Origin of the sequence: Paenibacillus sp. GCM10023252 (assembly GCF_042653305.1) — a bacterium.
GTDB lineage: Bacteria > Bacillota > Bacilli > Paenibacillales > Paenibacillaceae > Pristimantibacillus.
In genome coordinates this window covers 171122-186649 of record NZ_JBHSHW010000021.1, presented here as the reverse complement: position 1 = coordinate 186649, position 15528 = coordinate 171122, and the positions used below count along the sequence as shown (strand labels likewise).

Genomic DNA, 15528 nt, shown 5'->3' with positions numbered 1-15528 from the left:
TTTGCTTTCCTCGCTTTCGGCGACAGCTTCAATGCTGTCCAATGAACGTATAAGGTTTTACCCATTATAGCATATCCCATATTTATTTCCCAATGATTGACCAGCTAACCCGCAGGAATGATGTCGTTAATGATCTCTGCCTACCAGATAATCGGCAATCTGCTGGAGCCGCTCGGGACTCTTCAGATCAGCAAGCTTAAGAGCTTCCTTCGCTTCTTCCGTTAACTTGGCTACAAGCTGCCGACTCTCTTCGAGGCCAATGAGATACGGATACGTTACCTTGCTCTGTTCCACGTCGCTGTTCGTCTTCTTGCCCAGCTTAGTCTCATCGCCTGTGAGGTCGAGAATGTCGTCCTGGATCTGGAATGCAAGCCCGATCTTGCGGGCAAATCTCGCCAGCTGCTCCAGCTGTGCCTCCGTAGCTCCGCCGATTCTCGCTCCTGCTGTCACGGAGAAGACGACGAGGTCAGAGGTCTTGTGAAGATGAATGTACTCCAGCTCTTCTATCTTCGTCTTCCCCTGCTCGCCTTCCATGTCGGCTGCCTGACCACCGACCATCCCTGCTGCCCCGGCATATAGAGCCAAGTCTTCGACAATCGAGATCGCAATCTCAGCACTTACTCCGCCTGCTCGCGCTGCTCTCGGAATGAGGGAGAAGGCATGTGTCAACAGTGCGTCACCGGCCAGGATGGCCATCGCTTCGCCATATACCTTGTGATTAGTCAGCTTGCCCCGGCGATAATCATCGTCGTCCATTGCTGGAAGGTCGTCATGAATAAGAGAGTACGTATGAATGCATTCAATGGCACAAGCGACTGGCATCGCGCTGGCTGCGGCCATCGCTTCTCCTTGAACGGCTTCAGCAGCAGTCAAGACGAGGATTGGCCGCAGCCGCTTCCCGCCGGCATCCAGTGAATAACGCATGGATTCGCGGAGCTGAGCGGGAACTTGCCAGTCTGCGGGAATAGCATGGGCCAGAGCAGCCTCGATGCGTTCTTTGCTTATAGTAAGATAAGAATGAATGGATGATTCGCCTGCGTTCAAGCTTATTCCCCTTTGTCTTCGTTTGCCGGAGCAAACGGTTTTTTGTGGAAGCCCTGATCTGATTCAATCAGCATCTCAATCTTGCGCTCCACCAGCTCGAGCTTGCCTCCGCACAGATTAGACAGCTTCATTCCCTCTTGGAACAACTCGATTGCTGTCTCCAGCGGAACGTCTCCATTCTCGAGTCGGCTGACAATAGTCTCCAGCTTCTCCATCGCTTCCTCGAAGCTGAGCTCATCCAAGCTATTCACGGTCTCCATCCGCTCCATCTCCTCTCATCGACCATACATGGCAATCTAATTGTCCATCTGCCAGCTTAACCTTGATTAGGTCTCCTGGCTGCACCTCGGCTACAGACTTCAATAGGCGCTTCTCATGCTCATCATAGACTAGGCTGTAGCCCCGCGACATCACCTTAAGTGGACTAAGCGCGTCGAGGCTTCGTATCGTTCCAACAAGCTGCAGACGTCTCTCCTTGACTGCCTTCTGCATCGCTTGTTCCAAGCTCTTCGCCGCACTGCTCAGCCTCTTGGAAGCATATGCCGCCTGCTCCCCTGGATGGTGAGCTATGAGAGACGAGTGCATGCGCTTCAACCTTAGAATACGCCGCTCTGCATTCCGGAGGGTTCGCTCCTGGAGCCTCTCCTTCAGCAGATCGAGACGCTGTGCTTGCTCAAGTAAGTATCGCCGCGGTTGAAGGAAGAACGGAGAACGCCTTGCCCGTAGTAATCGCTCTCTGCGTTCCTTAATCAACAGCTGAAGCGACTGATCCAGCCGCTTGCGCTGCCGCTCTACGTGCAGAAGCAAGTCGGCAATATGGGGAACAGCCAGTTCTGCTGCTGCGGTAGGGGTCGGAGCTCTCAGATCCGATACGAAGTCTGCGATCGTGAAGTCAGTCTCATGACCTACAGCGCTAATAACCGGAATGCTTGATGAGGCTATCGCGCGCGCAACCGATTCTTCGTTGAACGCCCATAGCTCCTCAAGTGAGCCTCCGCCTCGGCCTACGATTAATACGTCTGCCTCGCCGAATCGGTTCATCGCTTGTATTGCCTTGACTATACTTGGTGCCGCTTGCTTGCCCTGTACGAGTACAGGGAATATGTATATAGGAATAGACGGATACCTGCGCTCTAATGTAATGATAATATCTCGAACCGCCGCACCCGTCGGTGAAGTGATGACTCCTACCGCCTTAGGGAACTTCGGAATCACGCGCTTCCGCGCTTCAGAGAACAGACCTTCCGCTTCAAGCTTAGCCTTCAACTGCTCGTAAGCGAGATAGAGACTGCCGATTCCATCTGGCTGCATCGTATTGACGTAGAATTGATAATTCCCATCGCGCTCGTATACAGAAATGTTCCCGCGGGCAAGCACCTTCGTGCCTTCACGCGGGATAAAGGGCAATCTCTGATTATGGGTTGCGAACATAATGCACTTCAGCCGGCTATCTGAATCCTTCAGCGTGAAGTACATATGTCCGCTGGAGTGATGGGTGAAGTTGGAGATCTCTCCTCTTAGCCAGACGTCGCTGACGACGGAGTCCGACTCCAGCTTCATCCTAATATAGCGATTAAGCTCCTTAATGGAATAGATACGAGGCTGTGTCGCCATGAATCGCCATCACCCCTTGCTCTTATTGGCTCTCTTCGCAGCTGTAATGGTATTACCCATTAGCATCGTAATCGTCATAGGCCCTACTCCGCCAGGCACTGGCGTCAGGTAGCCAGCCGTGTCCAGACAGTCCTCATAATCCACATCGCCCGCAAGCTTGCCGTCCGGCAGCCGGTTAATTCCGACATCAATAACGACAGCTCCCGGCTTCACATAAGAGGAATCTATCGCCTTGGCCTTGCCGATTGCGACCACCAATATATCCGCTTGCTTAGCTAGTTCCTTCATATTCGCCGTCCTGGAATGGCAGATCGTTACTGTTGCATTCTCTCTAAGTAGGAGCATCGCAACCGGCTTGCCAACAATGTTGCTGCGACCGATGACAACCGCGTGCTTGCCGGCAATATCAACCCCGCTGCGCTTGATCAGCTCGATGACACCCGCGGGCGTACATGGGAGCAAGCTGTCATCCCCAATTACGAGATTGCCTGTGCTTACAGGGTGGAACCCGTCAACGTCCTTGTCTACGCTAATCGCATCAATGACTGCCTTCTCATTGATGTGCTTAGGCAGAGGAAGCTGCACAAGAATCCCGTTAATCGTCGACTGCTTATTCAGCTTATCAATTAGCTCAAGCAGTTCTTCTTCCGAAGCGGTCTCTTCAAGCCGATGAACTTCGGAGTACATGCCCAGTTGAGTACAAGCCTTCTCCTTGCTGCCTACATATACCTTGGAGGCAGGGTCTTCGCCGACTAACACAACAGCGAGCCCAGGAACGATACCTTGCTCCTTCAGTCTTGCAGCTTCTTCACGGATTTCTTCACGAATTTGATCAGATATCTTCTTACCCTCGATTATATGCGTGCTCACGGTCCACACTCTCCTGTAGGTTAAGTAATCGGCTTAAGCTTGTCCAATCCTTGCATCAGCTTGCCCAGCACCCCATTGACGAACTTCCCCGATTCGTCTGTGCCGAAGTGCTTAGCGAGTTCAATTGCTTCATTAAGGGCTGCCTTAGGCGGCACGTCAGTGCGGAATACCATCTCATAGCAAGCCAGCCTAAGAATCTGCCGATCGACACGAGATAACCGATCAACCTGCCAGCCGGTCAAGAACTGCTGCAGCGTATCATCGATTGCCTGCTTGCCTTCCACCACTCCATTAACCAGCTCACGCGCGAAGTCATCTGTCTCGCCTACCTCTTGCGGATCTGCCCCCATCTCATTCTCTGCTCTAACTTCTTCCATTAACATATCGACAGCTTCACCGGAAGTGACTTCATTCATCTCCATATGGTACAAGCTCTGTATGGCCATCTCTCTTGCTAATCTTCGCTTCATGGGCCCTCCTTAATAATTCTCATGACTATACTTCCCTACAGTTGCAAAAAAACCTATGGCCTCCGCCCAGCCCGCAAGCAGGCAACATCCGGCAGGAAACCACAGGGTCATCTAAACGGGCGGAATCTCTCCATCAACCAGTCCCACAGCCTATGCCAGGGCAAGATAGCTCCGCTTCCTAATTCCTTCTGCTTGCCAACCCAATAGCCGACCCAGACGAGCAATCCAACGAACAGCATATCCCAAAAGCCGGCAAACAAGTATACAAAGCCGAGAAACAGCCCGGCTGCTGCGCCGGCAGCCCGCTTCCCATAGCTTGCCCAGAACTCCCTCCACATCGGTAAGTTCACCTCTATTCCACGCGACTCTTGTACGTTGGTCCAGCTTGAATAATGTTCGCAACGAATACGGCCACATTAGCAACAGGAATGCCCGTAATCTCCTCTACATGCTCCTTAACGGTACGCTGGATATCTTCAGTTAATGCCGGAATAGGGCTCTCCCCGTCCACAACAGCACGAATGACGATGTCAAGTCCCGCTTCAGAAGCGCGAATCCTAGCCCGCAGATCCTTCACGCCCCGCTGGCGCGAGGCTGCCTTAAGCGCCAGATTCTCAACCGTCTCCATCGAGATTCGAATATCTCCGTAATCAGTCCGCTGATCGATGGAAGGTGATGCTGCTGACCCTCGTGTAAGGGAGACGAACAGGAAGCGAAGGCTGACTATGAAGAGCACAATGCCGAGCACAATCGCTGTCAATTGATACGATTCATTCTGGTAGATCCGCTTAAGGGCATCTCCCGCAACTCCCCGGGGAATCCAGGCGAATCCAATGGATACCGCAACTACTGAGGCAATGCCGATTAGAATACTATAGAAAAACAACAGGAGCTTGTCCACCACTCTGATCACAGGTATTGCCTCCTTCCTCTTGGAGCCGAATAAAAACCCCCAAGCGCCGAGCGGCATGCCCATTCACGAGGGGGTTCAATAAAGGATGAAATTCGGTTGGCTGTCTACTTCACACGGTGAAGCTGATCTTCCTCTTCAGGCTTCTCTGCTGCCTTGAAATGCACGTCATGAATATGTACATTCACTTCAACGACAAGCAAACCCGTCATCATCTCAATGGAACGCTTCACGTTGCGCTGAATCTCAGCAGCAATCTCAGGAATGCGGTTGCCGTATTCAATAATGATGGACACATCCACTGCCGCTTCACGCTGGCCAACCTCGACCTTAACGCCCTTAGACAGATTCTTGCGCCCGAGCATCTCCGCAATTCCACCTGCGAAGCCTCCGCTCATTCCAGCTACCCCGTCCACTTCGACAGCAGCAAGTCCTGCAATGACCTCAATGACTTCCGGTGCAATCTGTATGGTGCCGATGTCGGTCTTCTCATAATCAGCAGCTACAATACTCATGTTCTTCGTACACCTCCTTAATAGTTGCGCTGTTCTCGGTCTCCGAGACCGAGCCTTGATCCGCATCTTATTTCTATACTATAGCATTCGAAGCCAATTATGACAAACGGATGTCATCTTCATGAGCATCTGCTTCATGCTTGTATCTACTCTGTTATTGGACCAGCTAGCGGGTCGTTCACATCGTACTCTTCGAGGAACTTGATGTCGAAGCTGCCATCAATGAACTTCGGGTGATTGAGAAGCTTCAGATGGAATGGAATGGTAGTCCGAATGCCTTCAATCGCGAATTCTGACAGTGCGCGCTTCATACGCGCTATCGCTTCCTCACGGGTAGCTCCCCATACGATGAGCTTGGCAATCATAGAATCGTAATGAGGTGAGATCGTGTAGCCCGGATAGACTGCGCTGTCTACCCTGACGCCTGCTCCGCCTGGCGGCAAGTAGAATGGAATATGTCCTGCTGATGGCATGAAGTTGCGATCAGGATCTTCCGCATTAATGCGGCATTCCATGGACCAGCCGTTCACCTTCAGATCCTCTTGCTTGAAGGAGAGCGGATTGCCTTCAGCAACCGAGATCATCTCCTTGATCAGATCGACATTCGTAATCATCTCAGTAACGGGATGCTCCACCTGGATCCGAGTATTCATCTCCATGAAGTAGAAGTTGTCGTCGGGACCGAGGAGGAATTCGAGCGTGCCTGCGCCGGAATATTGAACGGCCAGTGCAGCTCTTACCGCAGCTTGGCCCATACGGGCTCTAACACCTGGATTCAGTACAGGACACGGGGCTTCTTCGACGAGCTTCTGTCGTCTCCGCTGAACCGAGCAGTCACGCTCGAACAGATGCACAGCGTTGCCATGCTTGTCGGCCATAATCTGAATCTCTACGTGCTTCATCCCAGTAAGGAACTTCTCCAGATAGACGCCGGAGTTGCCGAACGCCTTCTGAGCTTCCTGCTGAGCGTTCGTAATCTGCTGAATAAGAGCAGCCTCATCCTCAGCAATACGAATTCCCTTGCCCCCGCCGCCGGCAGTTGCCTTAATAATTACGGGATAGCCAATCTGTCTAGCGACTCGAATCGCATCATCCAGATCCTCTACAAGCCCGTCGGATCCAGGTATAACCGGTACATCTGCATCCTTCATCGTCTGCTTCGCTACAGCCTTGTCGCCCATCTTCGAGATAGCTTCAGGAGACGGACCTACGAAGGTGATGTTGCACGATTCGCAGATCTCGGCGAAGTCTGCATTCTCCGCTAGGAAGCCGTAGCCAGGATGAATGGCATCGCAGCCTGTAAGCGTAGCGACACTCATAATATTCGTCAGGTTGAGATAGCTGTCCTTAGAAGCAATGGGACCAATGCAATAGGCTTCGTCTGCAAGACGGACATGCAACGACTCTCGGTCTGCTTCAGAGTATACGGCAACCGTAGAGATGCCAAGCTCTCGGCAAGCACGAATAATACGGACAGCAATCTCGCCTCTGTTCGCAATTAATAATTTGTGGAATTTCACGTTGTGACCCCTTTCTCAGCAAGCGGGTTCCTCGAGTTGAGGACCCTAATTATTCCGGCTTGACGAGGAACAGCGGCTGGCCGAACTCGATAAGTTGTCCATTCTCAACCAGAACTTCTACAATCTCTCCGCGCACTTCCGCTTCAAGCTCGTTCATCAGCTTCATCGCTTCAAGAATACAGACGACGCTCTTCTCATGCACACGGTCTCCAACCTGAACGAAGGCTGCTGCCTCTGGTGATGGAGAACTGTAGAATGTGCCTACCATTGGAGATAGAATCTGATGGAGATTGTCTGTTGCTGCACTGCGGGAAGGCGCAGGCGCTGCAGAGGAATCGGCTGCTGCAGGCACATATTGAGCAGCTGGTGCAGGTGCTGGTGCCGGTGAATATGTATGCGTAAGCGGGGCAGCTTGTACGGTAACCACTTCCGTCTTGCCTGGTTTTCTGATCATCAGGCGCGCCCCTTCATTTTCAATCTCCAGCTCATGAACGGAGGTTTGGTCAACCAATTTGATTAACTCTTTTATCTCGCTCAATTTGAACATGAATAATTTCACTCCTTAGCATCTTGGGAAGCATGTTGTAGTCCGATTCAAGCAGGAACGGCTGCCGCCGTTCTCTCGTGGCAGTTCAGGTCCTTTAGACCCATTCTTCCACATAACGTAGAACATTATATCACAAACCTACTTTAGGCAAGAAGCTATTTTTTTCACCGGATATCTTCGCAATGCATACAGAAGAGCCCTCGTCCGGCAGCGGAAGCTGTCGCCGAGGGCTCTATGGGACTAACTCTGGGGAGCGATATATTGCACGGATACTTGACCCGCATCGACATCAAGGGTCTCCATGACCAGGTCAATGATGACTGCCGCCTGCTTCGGCTCGAGCTTCTCACTCTCAACGACAACCTTGAAGCTCTCATTGTCCAGCTCCTGTACGACTGCGGTGCCGAACTGCTTAATAAGCTCTTCTTCAATGCTCGTGATCTTCGTCGTCTTCTCCTCGAGCTGCTCCAGCTGCTTCACGACCGGATTCGATTCCTCGTCCAGTGTCTTGCCCGTATCCGCGATGCTTGCCATCAGCTTGTCTTGCAGCTCCGAGTTCGCCTGATCCCGCTTGTATTGCAGCTCGTCGAACACATTCGTCGTCAGTATACCCGATTCCTCGTACTGCTTCAGCACTTCCTCATCCGACTTGGCGGTCGTCTTGTCCCCTGCCGCTTCCTGCTTATCGGGCTTGGCATCTGCAGCCTTGTCGGCTTCTGTGCCTGTCTCGACTCGGTCGACCACGATCTGACCGCCCTCCCCCTTGTCGGCAGCTGCTTCAGTGGCATCCTTAACGGATTGCTCGGTCTGGGTACCGTCTGTCAATACGTCCGGAGCGTTCACATCCTCAGTGAACAGATAATAGGCAGATAGAATGACCATTAAGCTCAACATAGATACCAGCCAGATCGTTTGTCTCTTCGTATTCATCTCTTATTCCTCCTCATAATAGGCAAGTTGCCTTAGTGAATGATGCTACTGCTTTCGCGGGACGATGGAGATACGGCTCGCTCCCACGTTGACGCCCTTCTCTACCGCGTCCATCATAATTTTCCTTACCGTTCCATTCTCAGCGCCGTTCGCTACAATTAAGATTCCACGGATTCGGGGATTGATCTTCTTCGTGATGTAGGGCTGCTTGTTGCCGGCCACTTCGTAGATGACAAAATTGCCTTCTCTTGTTTTAGAGGTGATGTACCTCTTCCCCCCGTTTTTATCCACTTCATCTGTAATGGAATTGGTCTCTTTGATCCCTTCCAGGAGAACAATCTCTTCTGTTGAATCAATCGTCACAAGTACATCAACCGTTCCGACCCCCGCGATTTTCTCAAGGATCCCCTTCAGCCTGCTCTCAATAGGATGCTCTAGTGCTTCGAAGTCGCTCACTTCCGGCTCTCCGCCCCATGCCGCTTCATCCTGCGGAGTGGGATTCGCTTGCTGGTCCGTCGGCAGCACTTCCTTCACGTTCAGGAAGGAGTTCAAGACCATGAGCGCAGCGCCAATGCACCCGACGATGAGCAGCAGCCTTAAGGTGTTCACTCGCTTCGGCCCGCCAGGTCCGCCTCCGACGAGTGACTCCAGACCCTTCAGCCACTTGGCCATGAACACTTCCCCCTCTCCTTATATCCTCAGCTCGGTGCTGCCGCTTGCCTGACTTGTACCCGTCCAGGCGACACGCTCCAACCTTCCATCAGCACTCTCTTAATCTCGAGAGCTTGCTCTTCCTGAGCGGGTGCCCATGCCGGCTGTGCAGCGGGTGTCTGTTCACCCTCATCCTGATCCATGGAGACAGCTTCATCAATGGACACAGGCTCTACAGGCTCCACAGGCTCTACGTTCACTTCATCCTGTGAAGAGGTGTCTGCAGCTGCAGCGGATTCGGCGTCAAGCGTAACGACTACCGCAGCTATATAGGCGGCTGTTCCTCCCTGCTGCTCTTCCCAGCCTAGCTCAACCTCTACCGTACTGACCCGCCCAGCTGCCCTTGAATTCAGCTCCTGCAGCATAGCCCCCTCGACCTTCTGCTCGGTCAGCTCTGCAGCGGCTCTGCTCTGTCTTCCCTTCAACTCTTCCGCACTCTTCTGTATGTCATCGAGGCTCGGCATCCTGATATCCCGAGTCACCTCGTTCTTGTCCCACAGCTCTATCCCTTCCTGCAGCTTCGTATCGAGATCGCCTTGGAGCAGCCGCAGAATCGGAGACATGATCGTCAGGAGGATGAACAGGCCGACTACAAGTCTGGCGTAACGCTGCATCGCCTTGTTCGGCAGCAGCAGCTCAACGAATACTGCCAGCAGAATGACGGCAATGATGTCTCTCAGCCATTCGCTCAGCCAGCCAAGCATGAATCCTCCTCCCTTCCTTACCGAATCATGACGGCTGCATTGCCGGCGGTTAAGATGATGGTAACGGCCAGGAAGAACATGAGCCCGACGGCAGCCAGAGCAGCGAATACATAGATCATGGTCTTCCCGATCGTGCGCAGACAGTCGACAATCGGCGAATCGCCCAGCGGCTGCATAATCGCTCCTGCAACGTTATAGATGAGGGCAAGCGTTAAGATCTTGACCGCTGGGAAGGCGCATAGGAACAAGAGGATAATGACCCCGGCGAGCCCGATTGCATTCTTCGCGAGCAGTGAGGCTGAGATGACCGTGTCAGCTGCGTCCGAGAACATTCGGCCGACGACCGGCACGAAGTTGCCGGTTACGAACTTCGCCGTTCGGAGAGTGACTCCGTCGGTGACCGAACCGGTTGCCCCCTGCACCGAGATGACCCCCAGGAATACCGTCAGCATGACACCCATCGTGCCCACCGCGATATTGCGAAGCAGGTTCGCAAGCTGAGTCACCTTGAACTTATCCGTCAGCGAGCTGACGATATGCAGGACAGCGGAGAAGAACAAGAGCGGGAACACAACCGTATAGATTAGGGTGCCAACCGCATGGATCATGAAAATAATCAAAGGATGAAGAACCGATACGGTCACGACATTGCCCATCGATGCCAGAAGCGTCAGGAGCAGCGGAACCATTGCCATCATGAACTGAATCATGGAGGTAATCGCATCCTGTGCGTAGCCAATGGCTACGTGGAAGGAGTTGACAGCAATGATGACTAGAACCATGTAAGCAATCGAATAGGCTACCTTAGAGACGGCATTCCTCTCGAACGCATTCTGAAGCGTCTCCAGCACCATGCTGAACACCGTGAGCATGACAATCGATACCATCAGCTTGCCGTTGTACATCACTTCCTTCAAGAAGTAGTGAAGGATGCCGGTGAGCACCGTCTGCAGCTTCAGCCCTTCACCGCCGGGTGTAATCATCTCCAAGAAGCTTGGCATATCCGACCCTGGAAAAAAACCTCCGTACTGCTCCTTAAGCTGGCTCCAATAGGACTCGACTGCATCAGTCTGAGCCCCTTCGAGCTGCGATACGGCCACTTCCCCAGGTGCGGGGGGCTGTCCATTCCCAGCCGTGGACAGAGACTGCTCGTCCGGTGCAGCCAGCACGGCAATTGACGCGGCTGCTGCTGGAGCTGGCATAAGCAAGATCAGCAGCAGGATCGTTAGAGCTGCAAGCCACAATCTTCCTGCACTCCTCATCCGCTACCGCTTCCCGTCGGCAGCAGACCGATAACCGTCTCTACGATTACGCTTAGAATCGGCACAGCCAGCACTAGGATGAGCACCTTGCCGGCGAACTCAATTTTGGAGGCAATGCTCTCTTGCCCCGCATCTCTTACGATCTGAGCGCCGAATTCTGCGATGTAGGCGATTCCGATGATTTTCAGAATGGTCTGCAAGTAGATGGATGGGATGCCTGAGCGGTCAGCGAGCTCCTGCAGCACGGCGATAACCGTCTCGATCTTGCCGATTAGGAAGAGGAAGATGAACAGACCGGTGAAGGCAGCAAGCAGGAAGGCGAACATCGGCTTCTGCTCTCGTACGACTAGGATAAGGACGGTTGCGATTAGACCGAGCCCGACGACCTGAATGATCTCCATTGCTAACACCTGCCTGCTTGCCCCGTCTGCCTGCGGCAGCCAGCTTGGATTGTAGTTACTGGAATAAGAAGATTGTCTTAATCTCCTGGAACAGCTCGTTCAGCAATCGAATAACCATGAAGAGAACGACGACGAAGCCTATCAATGTGACCCAGTGCGCCATATCCTCCTTGCCCATCTGCTTAAGAACCGTGTGAATCATCGCTATGATGATTCCGATTCCAGCAATCTGGAATATGGCGCTGACGTCCATGTTCATGTATGCGGCACCTCACTAGACCATCAGAATAACGAAAAGCACGGCAGCCAATACGCCTAAGCTTCTCCACATCTTCTCATACCGTGCTTGATCATCCCGCGCTGCATCCTCCTCGGCTCCGAGCTGCAAGACGGCCAGATGGATATGCTTCAGCTGATCATCCTTGTCACTGATGCCGAGGGAGCTCCCCAGTCTCAGCAGCACGGCCAGCTCAGGCTCACGCATCGCTGTAGCCGGCCATCCGCTCTTCATCGCCTGGCCCCAGCTCTGCTGGAACGTGAGCTCGTCCTCACCCTGTATGCCTGAGGCCGCCTGAGAGAAGAGGCTTCGCAGCGGCTCTGTAAGCACCCCTGCCGTTCGATTGAGCGCTTCAGGAAGAGGCGTGCGGCCATAGCCGATCTCCGTCTCGAGCCGCTGAAGCGCATGAATGAGCTGGCGAAGATGTCTGGGGCGAGCAGCGTAGCGTGCGGCCTGGTAGAAGCCGATCATCGTGCCGGCGAAGAGGACAAGGACAGCTCCCAGCAGCTTCATCATGAGGATTCGCCTCGGATGCTGCCAATCATCGTACGCTCCGTCAGGGACGTCGGCTCACGTGCAGCGCCGGGAGCGGGCCTTGCGAGCAAGGAGATCGGAACGACACGATGAATGATACCCTCGGCTGTCCGTCTCAGCTCCACTATGACTTGGAAGGTCCCGTCCTCGAGCAGCCTTCGAAGCACCGGCCGCCCCTTCGCGTCCGCAAGATCATACGCATGCGCAGTCGCTATGACGCTAACTCCGGCATGGCTTGCTTCTCGAAGAGCCTCCCCGTCCTCTGGCCGCCCAATCTCATCAGCAATGATAACCTCGGGCGACATTGAACGAAGCATCATCATCATCCCCTCCGCCTTGGGACAAGCATCCATGACATCGGTGCGAGGACCGACATCGAACGTCGGTATGCCTCTTACCGAGGCCGCGATCTCCGAACGCTCGTCCACGATGCCAACCTTCCGGCCCTGCCAGCCGGCAGCGGCGGGATGAATCCATTGACCGCTCGACACCGCTCTGGCAACATCCCGAATTAACGTTGTCTTGCCTTGCTGCGGAGGGGCCAGGATCAGAGCTGATTGCACCGTCCTGCGCTTCAGATCAAGCAGCTTGGGCAGAAGCCCGCTTGCTGCTCCAACCACCTCTCTTGCGATGCGAATGTTGAAGGCGCCAATATCGCGGATACCGCGGACGCTGCCCGCATCCAGCACGGTACGGCCGGCTAGTCCGATTCGATGGCCCCCAGATACGGTGATGTACCCTCTGCGAAGCTCTTCCTCCATCGCATAGAGAGAATAGTTCGTCATTCTCTCGAGCAGCTTGCGGCACACATCAGATGTGGGCCGATAAGCCCCTTCCGGCGTCAGCCGCAAGCTGCCGTCCGCTGCGGTGAATCGGGACATTCCTGCGTAGCCTATCTCCAGCGGTCGATCTTCACGTATTCTTATCTCCTCCAGCTGTTCTTGCGCCGAGCCGGGCATCCGCTCGAGCACCGCCTTCAGTTCCAGCGGCAGCAAGTGCGCCACGCGTGTCAGCATAGGCTCATCAACTCCTGGGTGTATGTCCTCATTGCAAGCTTCCTAATGCCGCCAGAGGACGGCGACATCCGCTTCAACTAGGTCTATGCCCTATATATATGCCTCGCAAGTGAAGATATGTCTCTCTTATTCGATTAATTGCTAGAGTGGGAGATTCCATCTACTCTACTTCTTAAGAATGCCAATCATGAGGAAGGTTATCCCTGCTGCTACCCACAGGAACTTGTCGAGCGACAGCTTATCAGACAACCCTACTAAGCCGATGGTAGTCGTTGCAATGAGAATGAGAGGGCCTACAAGTGCTAGGGAAGAGTTGACGACGAGCGCCTTGTCAATCTGATTAAGCCGCAGCATGAGGAGCGCAGCGCAGATCTCTATCGTGCCGGACATCAGTCTCAGTGACGCCATGCTCATGACGACCTTGTTAATCATGCTATGATCACCTCCAGATTAGAGTGGCTTGCCATAGTACTAGCCTATGCTGGACAGGTGGCTATTCATGCCGGGCACATGCCTATGCTCGCTTGCATATATTGCTTGCAGGATTCTCTACTTCACCATAAGCGAGGAGATTATAACGATGAATAAGCCATTGGCAGGACCTTGGCCGGGCAAGCTGATTGACCCGAGCGGCCGGAGACAGCTTGGATGTGCCTCACCCTCCCAAGGCTCGTATGGCTGCCATGAGTACTATGATGAAGCCTCCGGACGGACGATGGTGATCGATAAGGGTATGGGGCTGCATGCTTATCAAGATATGCTGGAGCTCGGAAGCTCTTATATAGATATGATTAAGCTGGGCTTCGGAACGGCCGTGCTCTATCCGACAGATCTGCTGAGACGGAAGATTGAGCTTGCAGCGTTGAAGGGCCTGCTCATCATGCCGGGGGGCACCTTGCTGGAGGCGGCCGTACAGCAAGGGGTTGCTTCGTCCTTGTTCGACAGTATGTGCCAGCTGGGCTTCAGCGGAGTGGAAGTGTCAGACGGCACGATTGAGCTGAGCCGCCGCGTCAGATCCGATCTCATAAGGGAAGGAACTGCCCGCGGACTGTACGTCGTATCGGAGTATGGGAAGAAGAAGGCAGGCTCCGCTGTCAATCCTTATGAACTGGCTGTTACGGCGGAAGCAGACTGGTCCGCAGGCGCTCAATATATAACGGTCGAGGCGAGAGAGTCCGGAGTAGATGTAGGACTCTTCGATGATAAGGGACAATGCCGTGAGGAGCTGCTGAAGCAGATTGAGCTCGCTCTTCCGAATACGAAGCAGCTGATGTGGGAGGCCCCGCTGAAGCAGCAGCAGGTCTATCTGCTGCAGCATTACGGCAGCGGCGTGCATCTAGGCAATATTCCGCCGTCGGAAGTGTTGTCGCTGGAGACGATGAGAAGAGGACTTCGCTCGGATACCTTCTCATTCGGACTGCAGAATGAGCCGATTCATTATATGATCTAGTATGATCTAGCAGAAGGAAGGGAACTCCGTTCATGCATGTGCATGTTGTATCGAGTGTGAATGAAGCAAGTTCAGAGCAGCTTCAGCATCGCACGACTATTGTCATTGATGTGCTTCGTGCGACGAGCACGATTATCGCCGCACTCGCTGCCGGCGCCGCTGGCGTCGTGCCCGTCGAGACGGTCATGGAAGCCAGAGCGCTGCAGCGTGAAGGCGATCTGCTCGGGGGAGAGCGATTCTGCAGACGAATTCCTGGCTTCGAGCTGGGCAACTCCCCCTCTGAATATACGAAGGAGCTTGTGCTCGGCAGACGAATACTGCTGACGACGACGAACGGGACCAGAGCGATTCACAAGTCATTGCGATCGGACCATGTCTTGGCTGGCTCCTTGCTGAATGCTGAAGCCTGTGCGAAGTCGGCGCTGGAGCTGCGCAGAGACATCGTGCTCTTATGCTCAGGCAGCCATGATGAATTCGCCATTGAAGATGGACTATGTGCGGGTCTTCTCTTGAATCATCTAACGAGACTATCTAGCTCCTCTATCGATACCGATGACTTCGGTACAGCTATGCTATCTCTATATAGACACCAAGCAGCCTCCCTGCTAAGTACACTGCTGCAAGGAGCGACCGGCAAGCGGCTGGTGAAGCTGGGACTTAGGCGGGATGTGGAAGTGTGCGCAGCAGCAGATACTTGCTCCGTCGTGCCGAGGCTCGCAGGTGACACGATGATCTGCTCCCTGACATAACGAA

21 protein-coding genes are annotated in these 15528 nt (G+C 53.7%); 2 read left to right on the top strand and 19 right to left on the bottom strand.

The window, feature by feature from the left end:
- Window positions 1–126: 126 nt before the first annotated feature.
- From ACFO9Q_RS11790 to ACFO9Q_RS11700, 19 genes are all read right to left on the bottom strand, one after another.
- Entirely contained in the window at window positions 127–1044 is a 918-nt protein-coding gene (locus tag ACFO9Q_RS11790; protein WP_379182102.1) for a polyprenyl synthetase family protein, read from the bottom strand.
- Window positions 1045–1046: 2 nt separating this feature from the next.
- Window positions 1047–1304, bottom strand: a complete 258-nt coding sequence (gene xseB / locus ACFO9Q_RS11785; protein WP_379182100.1) for an exodeoxyribonuclease VII small subunit — start codon at window positions 1302–1304, stop codon at window positions 1047–1049.
- On the bottom strand, window positions 1288–2658 hold the full coding sequence (xseA, locus tag ACFO9Q_RS11780; RefSeq protein ID WP_379182098.1) for an exodeoxyribonuclease VII large subunit: 1371 nt from the start codon (window positions 2656–2658) through the stop codon (window positions 1288–1290). Before xseA ends, xseB begins: the two co-directional genes overlap by 17 nt.
- Before the next feature lie 9 nt (window positions 2659–2667).
- On the bottom strand, window positions 2668–3528 hold the full coding sequence (folD, locus tag ACFO9Q_RS11775; protein ID WP_379182095.1) for a bifunctional methylenetetrahydrofolate dehydrogenase/methenyltetrahydrofolate cyclohydrolase FolD: 861 nt from the start codon (window positions 3526–3528) through the stop codon (window positions 2668–2670).
- Window positions 3529–3548: 20 nt separating this feature from the next.
- On the bottom strand, window positions 3549–3998 hold the full coding sequence (gene nusB / locus ACFO9Q_RS11770) for a transcription antitermination factor NusB (RefSeq protein WP_379182093.1): 450 nt from the start codon (window positions 3996–3998) through the stop codon (window positions 3549–3551).
- Between the two features lie 107 nt (window positions 3999–4105).
- Entirely contained in the window at window positions 4106–4336 is a 231-nt protein-coding gene (locus tag ACFO9Q_RS11765; protein ID WP_379182091.1) for a DUF2273 domain-containing protein, read from the bottom strand.
- Window positions 4337–4350: 14 nt separating this feature from the next.
- Window positions 4351–4911, bottom strand: coding sequence for an alkaline shock response membrane anchor protein AmaP (amaP, locus tag ACFO9Q_RS11760; RefSeq protein WP_379182089.1), 561 nt, complete (start codon window positions 4909–4911; stop codon window positions 4351–4353).
- Window positions 4912–5015: 104 nt separating this feature from the next.
- The gene (locus tag ACFO9Q_RS11755) at window positions 5016–5423 is read right to left on the bottom strand and encodes an Asp23/Gls24 family envelope stress response protein (protein ID WP_379182087.1); all 408 of its coding nucleotides are present in this window, start codon (window positions 5421–5423) and stop codon (window positions 5016–5018) included.
- A gap of 146 nt (window positions 5424–5569) precedes the next feature.
- Window positions 5570–6943 carry an acetyl-CoA carboxylase biotin carboxylase subunit gene (gene accC, locus ACFO9Q_RS11750; protein WP_379182084.1) on the bottom strand — a complete coding sequence of 458 codons (1374 nt, stop codon included), beginning with the start codon at window positions 6941–6943 and terminating at the stop codon, window positions 5570–5572.
- 49 nt (window positions 6944–6992) lie between these two features.
- Window positions 6993–7490, bottom strand: a complete 498-nt coding sequence (gene accB / locus ACFO9Q_RS11745; protein ID WP_379182081.1) for an acetyl-CoA carboxylase biotin carboxyl carrier protein — start codon at window positions 7488–7490, stop codon at window positions 6993–6995.
- 240 nt (window positions 7491–7730) lie between these two features.
- Entirely contained in the window at window positions 7731–8420 is a 690-nt protein-coding gene (locus tag ACFO9Q_RS11740) for a SpoIIIAH-like family protein (protein WP_379182078.1), read from the bottom strand.
- Between the two features lie 45 nt (window positions 8421–8465).
- Window positions 8466–9092: a stage III sporulation protein AG gene (locus ACFO9Q_RS11735; RefSeq protein ID WP_379182076.1), complete on the bottom strand. Its 627-nt coding sequence runs from the start codon at window positions 9090–9092 to the stop codon at window positions 8466–8468.
- Window positions 9093–9118: 26 nt separating this feature from the next.
- Window positions 9119–9835 (bottom strand): stage III sporulation protein AF, encoded by a 717-nt coding sequence (gene spoIIIAF / locus ACFO9Q_RS11730; RefSeq protein WP_379182074.1) that lies wholly within the window; start codon window positions 9833–9835, stop codon window positions 9119–9121.
- Between the two features lie 17 nt (window positions 9836–9852).
- Window positions 9853–11097, bottom strand: a complete 1245-nt coding sequence (gene spoIIIAE, locus ACFO9Q_RS11725) for a stage III sporulation protein AE (RefSeq protein ID WP_379182072.1) — start codon at window positions 11095–11097, stop codon at window positions 9853–9855.
- The gene (gene spoIIIAD / locus ACFO9Q_RS11720; RefSeq protein ID WP_379182070.1) at window positions 11094–11498 is read right to left on the bottom strand and encodes a stage III sporulation protein AD; all 405 of its coding nucleotides are present in this window, start codon (window positions 11496–11498) and stop codon (window positions 11094–11096) included. Before spoIIIAD ends, spoIIIAE begins: the two co-directional genes overlap by 4 nt.
- A 55-nt stretch (window positions 11499–11553) precedes the next feature.
- Window positions 11554–11757: a stage III sporulation protein AC gene (gene spoIIIAC / locus ACFO9Q_RS11715; RefSeq protein ID WP_379182068.1), complete on the bottom strand. Its 204-nt coding sequence runs from the start codon at window positions 11755–11757 to the stop codon at window positions 11554–11556.
- A gap of 15 nt (window positions 11758–11772) precedes the next feature.
- Window positions 11773–12291: a stage III sporulation protein SpoIIIAB gene (spoIIIAB, locus tag ACFO9Q_RS11710; RefSeq protein WP_379182066.1), complete on the bottom strand. Its 519-nt coding sequence runs from the start codon at window positions 12289–12291 to the stop codon at window positions 11773–11775.
- Window positions 12288–13325, bottom strand: coding sequence for a stage III sporulation protein AA (gene spoIIIAA / locus ACFO9Q_RS11705; RefSeq protein ID WP_379182064.1), 1038 nt, complete (start codon window positions 13323–13325; stop codon window positions 12288–12290). Before spoIIIAA ends, spoIIIAB begins: the two co-directional genes overlap by 4 nt.
- Window positions 13326–13490: 165 nt before the next feature.
- Window positions 13491–13757, bottom strand: coding sequence for a YqhV family protein (locus ACFO9Q_RS11700; RefSeq protein WP_379182062.1), 267 nt, complete (start codon window positions 13755–13757; stop codon window positions 13491–13493).
- 148 nt (window positions 13758–13905) lie between these two features.
- On the opposite strand from ACFO9Q_RS11700, the gene ACFO9Q_RS11695 reads away from it, so the two are divergent.
- Together ACFO9Q_RS11695 and ACFO9Q_RS11690 are read left to right on the top strand one after the other, a co-directional pair.
- Window positions 13906–14775, top strand: a complete 870-nt coding sequence (locus ACFO9Q_RS11695) for a phosphosulfolactate synthase (protein WP_379182060.1) — start codon at window positions 13906–13908, stop codon at window positions 14773–14775.
- A 32-nt stretch (window positions 14776–14807) separates the two neighbouring features.
- Complete coding sequence (locus ACFO9Q_RS11690) at window positions 14808–15524, top strand: 2-phosphosulfolactate phosphatase (protein ID WP_379182058.1); 717 nt, start codon at window positions 14808–14810, stop codon at window positions 15522–15524.
- The last annotated feature ends 4 nt before the right edge of the window (window positions 15525–15528 follow it).